This is a genomic window from Dysgonomonas termitidis (assembly GCF_054657735.1).
Map to the genome: position 1 here is coordinate 1,095,135 of NZ_BAAHYD010000002.1, position 18,183 is coordinate 1,113,317.

Genomic DNA, 18,183 nt, shown 5'->3' on the forward strand with positions numbered 1-18,183 from the left:
ATGCAAAGGTAGTATTAAGTTGTAAGTTATGAGTTATAAGTCCTCATTTTTTCTACAACCTATCTGCTTTCTTCCGACTCTTCGAAGATTTCCAGTGAGAAATTCTCTCCATCAAAAACCCCATAGGAGAAGTATTTAATCCAGTCACCCAATATTACAATCCTGCTTTGCATCGAGAGCATAAGGTCGAGCATAATATGGCGGTGTCCGAATATGAAGTAATTGATATTGGGAGCAAGCTTCAGATGATTCTTTGCAAAAAGAACGAGATGTTCCTTATCTTCACCGAAATAATCAGGCATCTCATCATTTTCACGGTTATGATTCGACCACCACTGGGCAAAGCCTACTGTCCATCTGGGATGAATGGCAGCATAAAGTTTCCGGCAAAACTTATTATGGAAAAGAGCTCGCAAAAGTTTGAATGATGCGGAGTTATCTCCTAATCCGTCTCCATGCGCCAGAAAAAACTTCTTACCATGAATATCCCTGACTAAGGGCTGAGTATGGACGATCATCCCACATTCTTTATAAAGATAGTCCGTAACCCAGATGTCGTGGTTGCCGATAAAAAAGTGCACTTCGATATCCATATCTGTCAGCTCGGCAATTTTTCCCAGGAAACGGACAAAACCGCGGGGTACTACATTACGGTATTCGAACCAATAGTCGAAAATATCCCCGAGCAGATAAATTGTCTGAGCATCGCCTTTAACCATATCGAGCCACCGGCAAAGCTTTCTCTCCACTTCGTGTTGTGGAAAATAATGATTGTCGACTTTGACCGAAGGCAGGGTCATTTGCTGATGCTTATCCACATTCTTTTTGTGAAAAGCAGACCCTAAATGTACATCTGATAAGAAATAGACTTTCTTCCCCACTCTGTCCTGTTTATAAAAATCCTAATTCCAGTTTGGCTTCCTCGCTCAACATATCCTTGTTCCACTGGGGTTCGAATGTCAGATTAACTATGACATTATTCACTTCCCGGATAGATTCTACCTTATACCTTACATCTTCGAGAATAAAGTCGGCAGCAGGGCAATTGGGCGCAGTCAGCGTCATTGTGATAGTCACATTATTATCGTCATCTACCTCCACCTCATAAATAAGGCCGAGATCGTAAACATTGACAGGTATTTCGGGATCGTAAACAGTTTTCAACATGTTTACTATTTTTACTTCTAAGTTTAGTAATTCGCTCATAATTCAAATTTATATTTGTTATAAACAATTCCGGATATTATTAGTTTATAACTATTTTAAGGCTGCAAGCCTCTTTATTAACTATTCAAGTATAATGACGGCTGATTGTCATAGTTTCAAGCGCGTCATTAAATACTCTCTTCTAATTGTTTCGTGCCACAAAGGTAATACTAAGTTACAAGTTATGAGTTATAAGTCGTGAGTTTTTTGAGTACCCAATGTCCTACATCCTCCCTCTGTCCATATAGCTGTAATATGAATGGTCGCACACTATAATATGATCGAGAAGCCTGACGTCCATTATTTGCCCTGCCTCTTTCAGCCGGAGGGTAATATTATCATCATCACCGCTCGGATCAGAGTTGCCCGACGGATGATTATGACAAAGTACCATAGCCGAAGCAAGAGAATCTATCGCTTCTTTCATTATCATGCGGATATCGGCGACAGTACCGGTAACACCTCCTTTGCTAACCTGTATTTTCTTCAATACCTTATTCGCTCTGTTCAATAATAATACCCAGACTTCCTCGTGCCTCAGGTCAGCCAGTATAGGATGGAACATCTGATAGACTGTTTCACTCGATGTTATCTGCGGCTGCACAACTACTTCCGATAGTTTCCTGCGTTTTCCCAGCTCCATCGCTGCAGCTATGGTTATCGCTTTAGCCTCGCCGATACCGTTAAAGTTCTTGATGAGGTCTTTTATCTCCTGCTTACCCAATATATTCAGATTATTGGATACGCTATGGAGGATGCGTTGCGCCAGTTCGACCGCAGTCTCGTTCTTATTTCCCGAACCAATAAGGATACCCAGCAATTCGGCGTCGGACAATGCTCCGGCTCCTTTCATAAGCATTTTTTCCCTCGGACGGTCTTCTTCTGCCCAGTCTTTGATATTCAGTTTTGTTTTGTTATCCATAGTTCAAAAAGTAAAGTCTGTTTGTGTTTTATTTACTATATATCGTTAAAAAGTAACAAAGGTAACAGTTTTTTCAGTCAACAGTCAACAGTTAGCAGTCAACAGTATTTCATCCAGAGACGCTAAGGCGCAAAAGGTAACAAAGGTAACAGATAATATCAGTTAACAGTTAGCAGTCATCAGTCATCAGTCAACAACTCGTAAGATGTAAAACTTTGCGCCTTTGCGTCTTTGCGTGAAACAAAACAAAACGCCAGCCAACTTGTAACTCGTAACTGCCCGAAGGGCGAAGTAACTCGTAACTGTTAAAAGGTAACAAAGGTAACAGATATATCAGTGAACAGTAAACAGTCAGCAGTTAACAACTCGTATCTTGTATCTCGTCTACTGGTAATCCGTCGACTTTTTTGTAACAGAGTAATCTAAAAATGAGAAAGAACGCTTTTGGTATATAGATAAACGTCCCTAAAATAAATTGATTTTTACAGAATAAATATAATGGACTGCAAACTCTCTCTTTTTGCTTACCTTTGTCTAAAAATTTTTCTATGGCATCTTTTTTACAGGTAGACGGACTAACAAAAAGCTTTGGCGACCTTATACTGTTTCGTGAAATATCTTTCGGAATAGCTGAAGGAGAACGTATAGGATTGATCGCAAAAAATGGTTCGGGCAAAACTACTTTACTCAATATACTTGTCGGAAGGGAATCGTACGATAACGGCGCGGTTGTTTTCCGTCGCGATTTACGCGTGGCTTATCTGGAGCAGGACCCTGTATATCCTGGCGATCTTACTGTTTTGCAGGCTTGTTTTAGTTCAGGAAACGAGATCACGGAACTGATTGCGGAATATGAGAAAGTGATAAATTCAAAAGACCATTCCAATCTCGATAATATCCTGCAAAAGATGGATATGTTGCAGGCATGGGACTATGAGCATAGGGCAAAGCAGATTCTGGCACAACTCAAGATTACGGATTTCGAACAGAAAATTTCAGAATTATCGGGAGGGCAGCTCAAGCGGGTAGCCCTTGCCAATGTGCTGATTACCGAACCTGACCTTATTATACTGGATGAGCCTACCAACCACCTCGATCTGGATATGGTGGAATGGCTGGAGGAATATCTTCAACGTTCGCGCCTTAGCCTGTTGATGGTTACGCATGACCGTTATTTCCTCGACCGGGTTTGCAACGAGATTATAGAGATAGACCAGCAGCAGCTCTACCAATATAAAGGAAATTATTCTTATTACCTTGAAAAAAGGGATGAACGGGTCAGCGCTCAGAATGTGGAGATAGACCGGGCCAATAACCTTATGCGCAAGGAACTCGAATGGATGCGCCGCCAGCCGCAGGCACGGGGGACAAAGGCAAAATCGCGAATCGACGCATTCTACGATCTGGAGAAAAAAGCACAACAGGTGCGTGATGCCGGAAACGTCCAGTTGCAAATGAAAGGCTCCTATATCGGTAACAAGATATTTGAGGCGAAGCATGTATATAAGGCTTTTGGCGATATTAAGATTGTAGAGGATTTCAATTATGTATTTGCCCGTTATGAAAAGCTGGGGATTGTCGGTAATAACGGGACAGGGAAATCTACTTTTATAAAAATGCTGATGGGGGAAGTTGCTCCCGATAAAGGAAATTTCGATATCGGCGAGACGGTGAAATTCGGTTATTACAGTCAGGACGGACTAAAGTTCGATGAACAAATGAAAGTGCTGGATGTGATACAAAATATAGCTGAGGTTATTGATTTAGGTAATGGCAACCGTCTGACAGCATCCCAATTCCTGCAACATTTCCTGTTTCCGCCCGAAAAGCAGCATAATTTTGTCTATAAGTTGTCGGGAGGAGAGAAACGCCGCCTGTATTTGTGTACGGTGCTGATAACCAATCCTAATTTCCTGGTATTGGATGAGCCTACCAATGATCTGGATATCGTCACGCTCAATATATTGGAAGAATACCTGCAACAGTTTAAAGGCTGTGTGATAGTGGTTTCCCACGACCGTTATTTCATGGATAAAGTGGTAGACCATCTGCTTGCTTTTCAGGGGAACGCGAAGATTAAAGACTTTCCGGGTAATTATACTGAATACAGGGAATGGAAAGAGATACAGGAAACCATTGAGAAAGAAAAAGAGCTGTCCGCGAAGCCAAAAGAAAATAAGCCTCAGGCTGTATCACCGAAGAGTGATGATAAAAAAAAGCTGTCGTTCAAGGAAAAACGGGAATTTGAAGAACTTGATGTCCTGATTCCGAAACTGGAAGAGGAAAAAGAGAAACTTGAAAACGAATTGTCGAGCGGAACTCTTTCTACTGACAAATTGCTATCCAAATCGAACCGCATCAGCGAATTGATTGATGAGATAGATGAAAAAACAATGCGCTGGATGGAACTTAGTGACCTCCTGTAACGTTAATGTGTTATGGAAATCCAAATTGCGAAACCGAAGCTATGGTCGTTAAGCTATCTGAATGTTTGCCTTGCAAACTTCCTGATGGCCTGTTCATTCAATTTACTGATGCCCTCTATCCCTCTTTACATAACAGAGCAGATGGGAGTTGCCCAGTCTAAAACGGGGATCGTACTGGCATCATATGCTATTGCCCTTATGTTTGTTCGTCCATTCTCCGGTTATATAGTCGATTTGTATTCCCGGAAGAAAGTTCTCCTAATAGCTTTTTCATGCTATGTCCTTATCTTTTTCGGTTACTTCTGGGCTACAACAGTCATGCTTTTTATCCTTGTGCGCTTCCTGCACGGTATTACATGGGGGCTTTCCACCGTATCGTCCAGTACACTGGCGATAGACGTAGTACCAACCGAGCGGCGGGCTGAGGGCATAGGTTATTATGGTACTTTTATGAATGTGGCAATGGCCATAGGGCCTTTCGTCGCAATACATATATACAATAACTGGGGCTTTCAGATATTACTTTGGTGCGCCATTGCTATGGGAACATTGGGTATTGTGGCCACTGCGATGATTAAAGCACCTGAAAGGCCCAAAATAGAACAAGCCCAAAAACTTTCGCTGGACCGTTTTTTCCTCCTGAAAGGCTGGCCTGTATTTCTCAATCAGTTGCTGCCGTGTTTTGCCTGGGGTACAATAGGCCCTTTTGTAGCGCAATACGGGAAGCAGATCGGGATATTTAATGCCGGTATCTTCTTCCTGTTCTGGGCGGGCGGTATCATCGCATCTCGGGTATTCGCGGGTAAGCTGGTAGACAGGGGTAAAATACATGAGGTGAATGTATCGGCAATGGCCATTGTGGCTATTGCATTCTTCGCTTTTGCCACTATACACAATATTTATGCATTCTGTATATCGGGGCTGTTTATCGGTGTCGGTTTCGGGATGATGTTTCCGGCTTTGCAGACCCTGTATATAAACCTTGCCGAAAACAGTCAGCGGGGAACTGCCAACTCCACGTATCTTATCGGTTTCGATCTCGGGTTGGCAATAGGCATGTTGTTAGGCGGATATATTACAGGCTTCTTTTCATTCGAGACCTTATACCTTGTCGCATCCGGTTTATGTCTTATCAGTGTCGTTATATACTGGACCTGCTCAAGGGTCTTGTTCGAAAGAAACCGGTTAAGATAACCAGCCACCCGGCTCCTTTGGGGAGGCTAGGAGGGGTTGATTATCATATCCATCACCCTTGACGTCCTTGCGCCTGATATTCCTGTAGACGGACAGGTTCCTGCACCCCTCAATTCATCGACAATGGTTTGAATAAGCGGCTGCTGGATATGTTCGGGATGTTCGGTTTCGAACAGTTCGGTTCCTTTTGCCGTGGTCAGGCAAATAGGACGGAAGTCGAATGTGTTGAAACGGATAAATCCATCAGTACCGTTGATAATGATTGTATCCTGCCGGGCATGTCCGGATGAAACGAAACACCATTGTCCTGTGCCTGTGACTCCTGATTTGAACTGCATAATCGCAGATATAGTGTCCGAAACGGAATAATAACCTCCGAGATTCTGTGCATATCCTTTAGCTTCTTCTATCTCCCCCAACAGGAAATCGAGGATGTCGAGCGTATGCGGGGCCAGATCGAAGAAATAGCCGTCTCCTGCGATCTCCCTGTTCACACGCCATGTTTGATTCCGGGTATCCATATCGGATTCACTGGCCGGACGGAAATACTTTACATCAACAGTCAGGACTTTTCCTATTCTGTTATTGTCGATCAATTCTTTTACTTTCAGGAAATAGGGCAGGGCGCGACGGTAGAAAGCTACGAATAGTTTCTGGTTCGCATTTTTGGCAGCATCCACTATTTCCATACATTCTGCATAGCTCATCGCCATCGGTTTTTCCACATAGACAGGTTTTCCCGCTTTCAGGGCTTTGATGGCGTATTCCTTATGTGATGCGGGCGGAGTGGCCACATATATCATATTTACGCCGGCGTCATTTATTAACTGCTCTGCATCCGTATAGTATTTACTCACACCATGACGGGCGGCAAAATCTTTTACTTTGGTTTCATCGCGGCGCATTACGGCAGCAAGTTCAGAATGTTCTATTTTGTAAAAGGCAGGGCCGCTTTTCTTTTCACATACATTCCCGGCTCCAATTATTCCCCATTTTATTTTATCCATAATTCTTCGGTTTTTTATTGAAAGTACAGAGCCCTAATTTAAGAAATAATCCGGATATATTCTTCTTTATCCGAAAGTAAATCAATTGGCAGATTGGCAGCTTTGCCAATACCCTGATCCGGAAATGTGCTAATGACGCAAACCGTAAAGCTTGTAGCTTTTGTTTTTTATACTACATTTGCATAGATATAACGTATAACGGATGAATATACAATCAAATACATTTGAACGTGCTCTTTCTTCACTAAAGGATATATATACCAGGACAGAGCGTGTAATTGACAGGATAGGCGATAGCAAGCTGAAAAAGTCATTCCTGTGGACTCTGACAGTTCTTTTCTGCCTTTCTGCTTTACTCTTTCTGAATATACTTACCCCGCTTATATCCGATGATTTTGCCTATCTGTTTATCTATGGAGAAAACATACGTGTCGCGTCTATAGGAGATATTGTCCAGTCCCAGATTAATCACTATTATCAGTGGGGAGGACGCAGCGTAGCGCATTTTATAGCGCAGGCACTGCTATTATTGCCTGCTTATTTTGCCGATGTATTGAACACATTGGTGTATCTGGGCTACGCTCTTCTTATCTATTTTCATGTTACAGGACGAAACAAGGCGAGTTTATCCCTGTTCATATTCATCAACTTAGCCATCTGGTTTATGCAACCTGTATTTGGAGATACGGTATTATGGCTTACGGGTTCGGCTAATTATCTATGGTGTACGTTCCTTATTCTTTTATTTCTGCTTCCATACCGTTTTTATAAAGGGGGCGAATTAAATGTCGCAGGGAAGATACTGGTATCGGCAGGGCTTTTTCTTTCCGGTATTATCGCCGGATGGACCAACGAGAATACAGCAGGCGCGATGGTCCTTATTATAGCCTTTTTCTTTATCTATTACAGGTCGCATAAATGGAAAATACCGGTATGGGCTGTTTCGGGGTTGCTGGGTGGTATCATAGGCTATGCGATTTTGATTCTGGCTCCCGGTAATTTTGAGAGGGCAGGGGAGTCTGCATTTGGCTTCTCGGTCATTGCCTACAGGCTATTCAATTGTACACTTACATTCTTTTTTTATTCAGGCACATTGATCTTGAGTTGTCTGGTAATATATATATTATACTACCGTTTTCCCGGAGGGGGGAGAAACGATAAATTGAAACTGAGTATTATCTATTCCATAGCCGCTATCGCTGCAGTGTATGCGATGTTGTTTTCACCTACTTTTCCCCGCAGGGCATTGTTCGGTGTTGTCACTTTTCTTATTGTCGGGGCGGGGATTTTATATTACAACCTCGATTTCAGTCAGAAACTCCTGCGTCAGTTACGCTTGTCGGTCATAACAATAGGAACCATCAGCTTTTTTTTCACGTTCTATCTGGCGGCAAAAGATATTAATACCTTCAGGAATATAATGGAAGAAAGGGAAATAAAGATAGAAGAGGCCAAACGGAAAGGTGTCGCTTCCTGCGAATTCGAAAGATATGAAGGTAGTGCATATATACATGGAGAAGATCCGTTTTCAGAAGAGTTGATGACTCGCCACTATGGAATAAAGATCAGGCTGAAAGGGCGTGATTAGAAGAAATCTATACCCATCAGTGTTCCGGTAATGATACCGGCAACTCCTAATCCGATAAGTAACAGTCCTATTATCCGGTTAAATATCTGTAATCCTCTCGGGTTGAACCGGCTACGCAGTTTATTCACAAAGTAGGTTACCAGCAACCACCACAGAAATGCTCCTATCCCGATAAACAGAATCGTTATGAGGTCGTAACCGAAAGGTTTATCGGCATCAATAACATTGAACCGGGCAAAGAGTGCTATATAAAGGAATAAGGTGGCAATATTGGAAACGGTAAGGATAAGAGAAGAAATGAACACTGTCCAGGTAGAGACCGACTTCTCTTTTAGTTTTGTGAGGCTTTTCGAGGGGTTTTTGTTAAATACGATATATCCGAAAACGATGAGGACAATACTACCCACGACTTTGAGCGGACCTTCGTGCTGTTGGATAAATTCCGTGCTGAAACCCAGTCCCAGAGCGGCAACAATGGCTAACAACGCTATCAGCATATCGCCTACCACAGCGCCTATACCCGTTATTAAACCGTTTTTTCTGCCTTCATTCAGGGTGCGCTGTATGCAAAGCATACCCACAGGCCCCATTGGAGCTGAAGATAAGAATCCGATAAACAAACCTTTTATAATGATATATACCATTAATTACCTTTTATGTCAGACGTTTCGCCCTTGTAAAGTAATGTACAAAAGCTATATTATCCGCCGATCTGACTGCGCTACAGCACAAAGATAGTATCAAAATCTTAGAAAATATCACATAAATGGCTAAAAGCAAGCGAGCCGTTAGATTAAAAATGCTTAACGGCTTGCTAATGTTAATTATAGGGAACTAATTTTCAGCCCGATAAAGAATGTGCGGGGCTGTGACGGCCCGTAGATATATTCCGAGTCCCGGTCAGGGCCTCTGTCATAATCTTTCTGTATCTGGTTAAACATGTTCTGTATCCCCCCGTTAATCTCTATTTTATTTGTTGAGCTAATATTGAAGAAGTAAGATAATTTGATTGTTGTATCGAAGAAACTCTTTGTTTTTACGGTTTCATCCCTTGTTACACCCTCTGCTCCGGCAAAGTGGGGTGTGAGCATAGAGCCTGTATATACTCCTGACAGGGATACGGCATAACTTTTTTTCGGAGTCGCTGTAGCAGAAACGAATCCGTATGTGTCGGGCGAACGTAGCATCCTTTTTACAGGGGCTACATAATCTTCTCCCGACCAGCTTACAGGTTCCGTATACCGGCTTTTCTGCCAGGTAAAGCCCCCTTGCAACTCGAGCCAGTTTACAGGTTGTATGGTGGTCTCCAGATTCAATCCGTATACATATGCTCCATCACCGTTCCGACGGGTCATTATTGTATTTCCTGCGGCATCTGTTCCGGTCTCTTCAACAATGAAGACCCTGTTTATTTTGGTATAAAATCCTTCCAGAAGAAAATAGGAATATACCTTTTCGTTGTAGAGGCTGAAATCAATCCCCCCGTTTACGGAGTTCGAATATTCCCTTTTCAGGTTTTCTCCCAGTTGGGTAATGGTTGCACTACCTCCTATAACGGGTATATCCAGATCCGAGGCAATGATCTCAGGGGCACGGTACCCCATCGAATACGCTGCTCTCAGATTGGTATTTTCTCCAATGCGGTAACGGATACTGCTTCTGGGAATAATGTTGACATTGTCCAGCTTATTGTGTTTATCTCCCCGCAGGCCGACAATGAAAGTAAGGTTGTCGTCCCTCCATTCATTCTGGACATACAGGCTGCTTATGTTCTTTATTTGCTTCACAGTGCGGCTGTGAATCGTATCATGGAGGTTTGTATATTCCTGAGTGAATCCGGCTGTGAACTTGGCCGGCATAAAAAGGAATCTGTCCATATTTATTTCATAACGGACTGTTCCTGTCAATGCCAGTTCCGATGTATTTCCATATCCATCAGGGTCGTATCCTCCCCCATAGTAGCTATCCCGTCCGGTCTTTTGAGCAGACAGGTTGATAGTAAGCTTCTTTTTGTTGTCATCGCTTGAATGGGTGTATCCGGCACTACCCGAATGTATCCTGTAATCAGTTGTTTCGGCAATCAGTGCTTCGTGTGGCGGACGGCTCATATTGTCCCCGCCGCGACGGTATTCAGAAATATAATGATACTCCAGTGTAAACTTATCATGTAAGGTTGGTTTGGAGAAAGATCGGAAACCGATAGAAGAAGCCCTGTTTTTCCCTATTTCCGAAAATCCGTCCCCATTAGCGTCCCAAGGATTACGGTTACGCATATTTGCAAACAGGGATATACCTGATTTCTTGGAGCGGTCTACAAAAGACGAATTGAGGGATAGGATATTATCCGCCGATTTGCCATCGATGAGAGACATATTATATTTTGCCTGATAAGAGTTCTTTTCGGGCTCTTTTGTTATAATATTTATAACTCCGCCGATCGCATTAGCTCCATATAGCACAGATCCTCCCCCACGCACGACTTCGACCTGCTCTATCATATTGGCCGGTAATTGTTCCAACCCGTACATTGTAGATAATGAGCTGAATACAGGTTGTCCGTCGATTAAGATCTGAGAATATTGTCCCTCCAGTCCGTTAATCCGTACTTCCTGTGTTCCGCAATTCTGACAGTTTGTTTCTACTCTCAGTCCCGGCATATAGTTCAGCCCTTGCGAAAGAGAATTGGAATTGGTAGCCTCAAATGTCTTGGCCGTCAGCTGGTTTACAACTATGGGCGACATTTGCCTGTTGAGACTCCGGGCAGAAGCTGTAACCATTACTTCGCCGAGCAACTGGTTTTCGGGTTCTATATAAAGGGAAACGTTTTTGGTAGTGTTCCTCTCTATTGTGACTTCTTGCTTCAGAGATGAATATCCAATATATTGTGTCACTATGATGTACGTTCCTGCCGGAATATTTTCTAAGGCAAAATGTCCCGATTCGTCTGTTACCGTAGTCATTTGGGTGCCTTCTATTGAGATTGTTACACCCGGTAAATGTTCATCTGTCTGCCCGTCCAGTACATGGCCTTTGAGAGATGATCTGCTTGTTTGCTGAGCTAAGAGCCCAATAACACAAAATATATAGAATGATAAGAGTATAATCTTTTTCATATTGAATTATTTAGAGTCGATAATCCGGCTGCATGAATAAAAAATGCCGCTACAGGTTATCGATATAAGTGAAAGATAGTGTTGATAATACATTTTTTAAGCTAGCTACTTATTGTATTTGAAATAGATAGGTCTGTAGCCTTAGGTTATTTCGGGGTAAACAGTCATTGTTTACACCTCTATTTCAATCTTTTCCGAAATTTTATCGAGAATAGATCGACCGTATGTTTATACAAGATTGGGATTGAATACAGAAGTGTATCAATCCTAAATTATATTTCTTGAATCGAAAAAATATTGTTATTAAGAATTACGATAATCTAGGTGGCGCCCTGAGGCTGAAGTAAGCTACAACAGGAGGTGTAACTATTTGTGGAGAGAGTTGTTTATATGTAACAATTTGTACAGGCTGGATTATTTCGCCTATATTATTATTCTCCAATGCTTCGAATGAAGCAAGGTTTGATAACTGATTGAAAGTAAAGAAGCCCGCCGATGTATGATGATGGGTTTCGAAAGGTGGTGTCTGGCTGTCGTCTGCATCTTTTGCAAACTTATTATAGGGGTGGGAATGGACATATATAACCCCGTTATAGACGTGTGTATGAATAAAATAAGAAACACAGCTAAAGTATCCTATATATAATAAGAGCAGTACTTTAGCTGTATTTCTTATCTGTTTTGCAGACACGGTTATATTATGTTATCTGTTTCGTACTATTAGTATTTACTGTATATAATAGACATTTTCATATTCTTCGGTTCTGTTCTTAATATGGCCGATGTAGGAAACATCTGATTGTACAGATCCGTTATCACATTGACAGTATATCCGCTCGAGTTTGTCGTTTGCGTATATGCAGCTGATACCGGAATAATAAGATATTTCAAGTCGGGAAGAGGCGATACCCCTTTCTCCTTGTAATATTTTGCATAGTGATTGATGACACTTGCCAGATTTCCAAAGTCATATGAATTGTTGCTGGAGGAACGGGTCGTTATAAAGCTGGTTTGCGCATCGTGTAATTTTCTGTTAAAGAAGAAATTCGGTAACGAGTCTCTGTTTATAAACAGGACATCCGAAGGTCTGCTCAGACCCGATCCTGCTTCCATTTCCGTATTTCCCAGTATTTTAAAGTTAGCGGCATTGATAACCGCATCTTTACCTGCACCAGCTACCGCGGCATTCACTATAGCATCCAATGGAATGGTCACTTCTGTATATAGTCCCGCAGGAGTACTCATATATGTTTTGGTAGGCCATTCGTTGTTGATAGGCTTTTCCAATTTCTTGTCGAGGATATCCATATCAGCCGGAGGCGAATTTTTGACATGGTTCAACTGTATAACCTCAGGTGTCACAGGTAAACGGAATACACCCAGAGTATCTCTGTCAACGGTGTTTTCCGAGGCATCTCCTTTTTGGTATGTATATGTATAGTAGATATCGAATTCTGTATAGTCTACATTGATAATGCTGCCCGAACCGAAGTTAGTGGTTACATATACGCCTTTGAAGAATTCTTTCAGGGCATTGGAGTTTTTGAAAGTAGCTCCGTCCGAATTTTTCCACTCGTTATAAAAACGGAGACCCAGTTCTAAATTGAGATTGGTTGAAATAGTCCTGATTCTGGTGCTGCTGATGACTGTGTCGGGAACATCCTGTATCGAGAAGATACTTTGCCCCAGCAACTTTTGCATATCGCAGTAATTTTCAGGATTTACGCTTGTAAAGAAGAAAGCCTTCAGAGGTTTTGTGACCTCATATACGGATAGCCCCATAGGTGATACGGTATCTCCTGTATAATATGTAAACTCCGTATTCAGCCTGACAGAATCAATGGTTATTCCCATTTTATACGGATCTGCGAAAGCTGAATTTTCTGCACAGTAGAACTCGCATAAGTAGTCGGATTTTATCTTGCCGAATACAGGATCGGTGTACTCTCCGAGTAGACCATAAACAGTGCGCGCATATACAGAATCGTTAAATGAACGGGTTACAGCTGTGAGGTTAAGTGTGTCGGATCCTACGAATATATCGTCACCGCCAGGTTGTATACTGCTACCGAGGGAGGTTAGGTCATCATCACAAGCCACAAATGTTATCGTGGAAAGAGTGATCGCCAGAATCAATAATGTCTTAATTTTCATTCAAACTATTGTTAAATTCAATTTGGGGTTCAAATATCAAAAAAAATGCTATTCTCAAGAAATAAAACAGCAATTTTCTGTATTTATTTTAGATACTTTAAAGATTCTCGTAAAAATTATTGATGGCATCTACGGAAACGTCTAAATTACCAGGGTAAGACAGGAATTTTTTTCCTGATTTATTAACGTTGTCAAGGATGTTATTATTCACATTCTCTTCACTTTGTATAACGCCATCTGCATATTTCACGGCAAAGTTAGAAAGTGTTTCGTAATCGACAACACCTTTTAGTGTGTCAACATCTTTGTCCTTTATTCCGTCAAATTTTAGTTTGTCGATAAATTTATCGCTGAACGGTTGCTTAAAGTCGTCATTGTATAAAGAATATACAATTTTCGAGTTTTTAAAACAAGGATCGTCAGCGTATGCTGTTTTTATGTATAAGCCGGTCAGTGCGGTCATCCATCCGTGGCAATCTATCACATCAGGTATCCAACGCAGTTTTTTTATTGTTTCCAATACGCCTCTTACATAAAATATGCTGCGTTCATCATTATCGGTGAACTCCACATTCTTATCGTCAGCTATTGTATGCTTACGCTTAAAGTAGTCGTCGTTATCTATAAAATAGATTTGCATCCGGGCAGCCTGTATAGATGCCACTTTGATAATCAGGGGGTGATCGGTATCATCGATGATTAGATTCATACCCGAAAGCCGTATCACTTCGTGAAGTTGGTTCCGCCTTTCATTTATGCTTCCGAATTTGGGCATGAATGTTCTGATTTCCTGGCCTTTTTCTTGTATAGCTTGAGGTAAGTATCTACAATTTGTCGCAATTGGTGAATCAGGCAGATAAGGCGTTATCTCCTGTGTGATGTATAAAACTTTTTTTGTACCCATTTAATTTACTCTCTTCTGAATTCGATTGAGAGTACAAAGATAATAAAAAAAAAACTTCTTTTTTGCAAACTTTGCTTCACAAAATGTTGAATTCTCTCTTTTTACGAGGGATGAGTAGTCTTTTGAGCAATTTTATACGTTAAATTACCGAACAAAAAACCTGGATTGTTTCGCCAATCCATAAATATTTACTTGCTTTGTATCCGTTTTTTATTGATGTGGATAAATGGATTTGATTAAAACAACTCAGGGAGTGTGTGACAAAGTTACAGCCCTGCGTTCGGAAGGTAAAACGATTGGTTTTGTTCCCACTATGGGGGCTTTGCACGAGGGGCATCTTTCTCTTGTCAAACAATGTATTGCCGATAACGATGTTTGCATTGTGAGCATCTTTGTAAACCCTACCCAGTTTAATAATAAGGAAGACCTGCAAAAATATCCGAGAAATCTGGAACGGGACTGTGAATATATGGAATCGGCAGGGGTTGGCGTGGTTTTTGCTCCTTCTGTGGATGAGATTTATCCGCAACCGGATACGCGGCAATTCGATTTCGGGCAGATAGATAAGGTAATGGAAGGCGAGCATCGTCCGGGCCATTTTAATGGAGTTGCCCAGGTGGTAAGCCGCCTGTTTGATATAGTGAAGCCTGACAGGGCATATTTCGGGGAAAAAGATTTTCAGCAACTGGCAATTATACGCGAGATGGTGAAACAGCTGAAGCTAAATGTCGGTATCGTCCCGATGCCTATTGTAAGGGAGCCCGGCGGGTTGGCTCTAAGCAGCCGCAACGAGCGACTGACCGCTGCTCAGAAAGAAGTTGCGGTAAATATATCCAGGATTCTTGCGGAAAGTAAGGAGTGGATGAAGAATAGTTCTGTAGAGAAGGTGATAAAGGAGGTGATAGCTGTACTGGACTCTTTTGCCGAACTGAAAGTTGAATATTACGAAATTGTGGATGGCTATACTTTACAGTCGGTGGCAGATTGGAAGGATAGCGATTATATAGTGGGTTGCATCGCTATATTCTGTGGCGAAGTACGATTGATAGATAATATTATATACAAGGCGAATAGCTAAATTTAAGGAAACGAAAAAATGATTGTAGAGGTTGTAAAATCGAAGTTACATCGTGTTACGGTAACCGAAGCCAACTTGAATTATATAGGAAGTATCACGATAGACGAAGACCTGATGGATGCCGTAAACCTGATCGAAGGAGAGAAGGTGCAGATTGTCAACAACAATAACGGGGAACGTATCGAAACCTATATTATAAAAGGGCTGCGAGGTTCGGGCGCTATATGCCTGAATGGGGCGGCGGCCCGGAAAGTCCAGCCCGGAGATATTGTTATCATCATGTCGTACGCGCATATGGACTTTGAGGAAGCCAAGACTTTCAAGCCGTGGGTCGCATTTCCCGATACAAAAACTAACAGGCTGATTAAATAAAACTGACACTTTAAAGATGCTAATAGCTATGTGCTAATAGCTATCGGCGCGGATTATGTATTCATACAAAGATATATGGAAGGTAAGTTTGCCTATTATGTTAGGCTTGCTTGCTCAGAATATTGTCCAGATTACCGCTACTATCTTTCTGGGCAGAGTAGGTGAGGTGGAGCAAAGTGCGTCCGGACTGGCCGGTATCTATTATATCGCTTTTTTTACGCTTTGTTTCGGATTCAGTATCGGAGGCCAGATTATGATTAGCCGCCGCAATGGCGAGAAGAATTATGATAAGATTGGCAGTATTGTAATTCAGGGAGTAATCTTCCTGGAACTTATTGCTTTGATGCTATTTATAGGTTCCTCCCTGCTGAGCGAATATGTGCTTCCCCGTTTCATGGAATCGGAGAAGGTTTACGAGGCTGTACATTCTTACCTTTCGTGGCGTATATACGGTTTTTTCTTTGCTTCCATAAATGTCATGTTCCGGGCTTTCTATGTAGGTATAGCCCGTACTCCTGTATTGACAATGAATGCGGTAGTAATGGCAGTGGTCAATTTTATAGGAGACTATGTCCTCATATTCGGTAAATTTGGCTTCCCCGAACTTGGAATAGAAGGAGCCGGCATTGCTGCCGTGATATCGGAAATAGCATCCGTGCTGTTCTTTGTAATATATACACTGAAGACAGTAGATCTCAAGAAATACGGTTTTATGAAAATGCGATTCAGATTCTCTATTGTAAAGAGTATCCTGAATATTTCATCCTTTACGATGGTCCAGTATTTAATATCCATGTCTACATGGTTCATATTCTTTATGGCAATTGAACAGCATTCTTCACGGGCATTGGCTGTCACAAATATCGTCCGTAGCTTCTATATGCTTTTCTTTATCCCGATGAATGCTTTTGCGACCACGGCCAATACTCTCGTAGGCAATACGATGGGCGCAGGGAAGATAAAAGATGTAATACCTCTTATAAAGAGGATTTGCTCGCTGAGCCTCGGAGTCATTATCATTGTGATGCTGGTAACTGGTTTTGGGGCTGAATTCTGGATATCATTAATAGCCTCGCACGAAGATGTGTCTTTGATATCCGAATCGGTAACGCCATTATTGGTAGTGGTATTTGCTTTGCCTGTCTGTAGTCTGAGTACGGTGATATTCAATTCCATTTCAGGTACAGGAAACACCCGTGCAGCTTTGCAACTCGAAATAATAACCTTGGTGTCCTACGTCCTGTATATGTACTGGATAGTAATATACAAATCGGCATCCGTGGCAGTATGCTGGACAGTGGAGTATGTATATTGGGGTGGCTTGCTATTGTTCTCGTCCTTGTATCTGAGATATGCCAAATGGCAGCATAAGATTGTGTAAATGATATATAGCCTGCTTATTATAGGTTACATCTTCAGATAAAAATTCTTAACCAATCCGGTAAATTCATCAGAATATACATGCCTATCTTTTTCAATGATCAGATTGGTCTCAATTAATGGCAGTTCTGTTTTTGAAAATTCGATCAGTACCCGCTTAGGCAAGGATACCGGAGTCGGATATACGTTGGTGACACGGGATGGGTATAAGTTGTGTTTTTTTGATAAAGAGAATAATGTTTCCTTATGTCCGAATGGATATATAATAGAAAGTTTACCATTGTCCGTTAATAAGGCTGCTGAAATTTCTAATAATTCGTCCGACGATAAACTGTCTGTATGACGGGCCAATGTTCGTCCATCATGCGGCGATTTTAATGATTGGATGAAAAACGGAGGATTGGAAACGATTAAGTCATATTGCTGGCCGCATAACCTGAAGTCCTGTAACGATGATCCGAGTATATGTATTTGTGAAAAAAAAGGTGACTGCCTGATATTTTCTTTTGCCTGCTCTATTGCATTACTGTCTATATCGATAGCATTTATGCATAGCTTGTTGTCCCTTTGGGCAAGCATCAGGGCTATCAGGCCTGTGCCCGTGCCTATGTCGAGGGCTTTCTTTGCTTCAGGAATATTTGTCCATGCCCCCAATAATACCCCATCAGTACCCACTTTCATAGCACAAAGGTTATGGTATATGGTGAACTGTTTAAACTTGAAATAGGGATTCGGCATGTTTTGTCTGTTTTATTCTGAAATGTCAATTCTGAAATCTATTATGGCACAAATTTTGTTATATATTAAAACAAAGTTAATTATAATTCTGTAATTTTACA

At 41.6% G+C, this 18,183-nt stretch carries 16 protein-coding genes; 6 read left to right on the forward strand and 10 right to left on the reverse strand.

The window, feature by feature from the left end:
- Positions 1-59: 59 nt before the first annotated feature.
- The 3 genes from ACYQ3L_RS08460 to radC all read right to left on the reverse strand — a co-directional run bounded on the left by ACYQ3L_RS08460 (position 60) and on the right by radC (position 2,128).
- The gene (locus ACYQ3L_RS08460; protein ID WP_379996394.1) at positions 60-881 is read right to left on the reverse strand and encodes a UDP-2,3-diacylglucosamine diphosphatase; all 822 of its coding nucleotides are present in this window, start codon (positions 879-881) and stop codon (positions 60-62) included.
- 10 nt (positions 882-891) lie between these two features.
- The gene (locus ACYQ3L_RS08465; protein ID WP_379996397.1) at positions 892-1,206 is read right to left on the reverse strand and encodes a metal-sulfur cluster assembly factor; all 315 of its coding nucleotides are present in this window, start codon (positions 1,204-1,206) and stop codon (positions 892-894) included.
- 223 nt (positions 1,207-1,429) lie between these two features.
- Positions 1,430-2,128: a RadC family protein gene (gene radC / locus ACYQ3L_RS08470; protein WP_379996399.1), complete on the reverse strand. Its 699-nt coding sequence runs from the start codon at positions 2,126-2,128 to the stop codon at positions 1,430-1,432.
- A 548-nt stretch (positions 2,129-2,676) separates the two neighbouring features.
- Here radC and ACYQ3L_RS08475 point away from each other — a divergent pair.
- Both ACYQ3L_RS08475 and ACYQ3L_RS08480 read left to right on the forward strand, forming a co-directional pair.
- Positions 2,677-4,554, forward strand: a complete 1,878-nt coding sequence (locus tag ACYQ3L_RS08475) for an ABC-F family ATP-binding cassette domain-containing protein (RefSeq protein WP_379996401.1) — start codon at positions 2,677-2,679, stop codon at positions 4,552-4,554.
- Positions 4,555-4,566: 12 nt separating this feature from the next.
- Positions 4,567-5,748, forward strand: a complete 1,182-nt coding sequence (locus ACYQ3L_RS08480) for an MFS transporter (protein ID WP_379996404.1) — start codon at positions 4,567-4,569, stop codon at positions 5,746-5,748.
- A 26-nt stretch (positions 5,749-5,774) separates the two neighbouring features.
- On the opposite strand, the gene ACYQ3L_RS08485 is transcribed toward ACYQ3L_RS08480, so the two are convergent.
- The gene (locus ACYQ3L_RS08485; protein WP_379996406.1) at positions 5,775-6,755 is read right to left on the reverse strand and encodes a Gfo/Idh/MocA family protein; all 981 of its coding nucleotides are present in this window, start codon (positions 6,753-6,755) and stop codon (positions 5,775-5,777) included.
- Between the two features lie 202 nt (positions 6,756-6,957).
- Between ACYQ3L_RS08485 and ACYQ3L_RS08490 the strand changes: the two genes are divergently transcribed.
- Positions 6,958-8,343: a DUF3329 domain-containing protein gene (locus ACYQ3L_RS08490; RefSeq protein WP_379996408.1), complete on the forward strand. Its 1,386-nt coding sequence runs from the start codon at positions 6,958-6,960 to the stop codon at positions 8,341-8,343.
- Here the strand turns inward: ACYQ3L_RS08490 and ACYQ3L_RS08495 are convergent.
- The 5 genes from ACYQ3L_RS08495 to ACYQ3L_RS08515 form a co-directional block, all read right to left on the reverse strand.
- Positions 8,340-8,987, reverse strand: coding sequence for a LysE family translocator (locus ACYQ3L_RS08495; protein ID WP_379996410.1), 648 nt, complete (start codon positions 8,985-8,987; stop codon positions 8,340-8,342). The genes ACYQ3L_RS08490 and ACYQ3L_RS08495 overlap by 4 nt on opposite strands.
- Positions 8,988-9,167: 180 nt before the next feature.
- Positions 9,168-11,456: a TonB-dependent receptor gene (locus tag ACYQ3L_RS08500; RefSeq protein ID WP_379996412.1), complete on the reverse strand. Its 2,289-nt coding sequence runs from the start codon at positions 11,454-11,456 to the stop codon at positions 9,168-9,170.
- 310 nt (positions 11,457-11,766) lie between these two features.
- Positions 11,767-12,147: a hypothetical protein gene (locus ACYQ3L_RS08505; protein ID WP_379996414.1), complete on the reverse strand. Its 381-nt coding sequence runs from the start codon at positions 12,145-12,147 to the stop codon at positions 11,767-11,769.
- A 29-nt stretch (positions 12,148-12,176) separates the two neighbouring features.
- On the reverse strand, positions 12,177-13,610 hold the full coding sequence (locus ACYQ3L_RS08510) for a DUF4270 domain-containing protein (RefSeq protein WP_379996416.1): 1,434 nt from the start codon (positions 13,608-13,610) through the stop codon (positions 12,177-12,179).
- Positions 13,611-13,707: 97 nt separating this feature from the next.
- Positions 13,708-14,514 (reverse strand): glycogen/starch synthase, encoded by an 807-nt coding sequence (locus tag ACYQ3L_RS08515; RefSeq protein ID WP_379996418.1) that lies wholly within the window; start codon positions 14,512-14,514, stop codon positions 13,708-13,710.
- Between the two features lie 226 nt (positions 14,515-14,740).
- Between ACYQ3L_RS08515 and panC the strand changes: the two genes are divergently transcribed.
- From panC to ACYQ3L_RS08530, 3 genes are read left to right on the forward strand one after another with little or no spacing between them, the layout of a single operon-like run.
- Positions 14,741-15,592 carry a pantoate--beta-alanine ligase gene (gene panC / locus ACYQ3L_RS08520; protein ID WP_379996420.1) on the forward strand — a complete coding sequence of 284 codons (852 nt, stop codon included), beginning with the start codon at positions 14,741-14,743 and terminating at the stop codon, positions 15,590-15,592.
- Between the two features lie 18 nt (positions 15,593-15,610).
- Entirely contained in the window at positions 15,611-15,964 is a 354-nt protein-coding gene (gene panD / locus ACYQ3L_RS08525; RefSeq protein WP_379996422.1) for an aspartate 1-decarboxylase, read from the forward strand.
- 55 nt (positions 15,965-16,019) lie between these two features.
- Positions 16,020-17,345 (forward strand): MATE family efflux transporter, encoded by a 1,326-nt coding sequence (locus tag ACYQ3L_RS08530; RefSeq protein WP_379996424.1) that lies wholly within the window; start codon positions 16,020-16,022, stop codon positions 17,343-17,345.
- A gap of 26 nt (positions 17,346-17,371) precedes the next feature.
- On the opposite strand, the gene ACYQ3L_RS08535 is transcribed toward ACYQ3L_RS08530, so the two are convergent.
- A complete protein-coding gene (locus ACYQ3L_RS08535) occupies positions 17,372-18,082 on the reverse strand; it encodes a tRNA1(Val) (adenine(37)-N6)-methyltransferase (protein ID WP_379996426.1) in 711 nt (236 codons plus the stop codon).
- Positions 18,083-18,183: the final 101 nt, after the last annotated feature.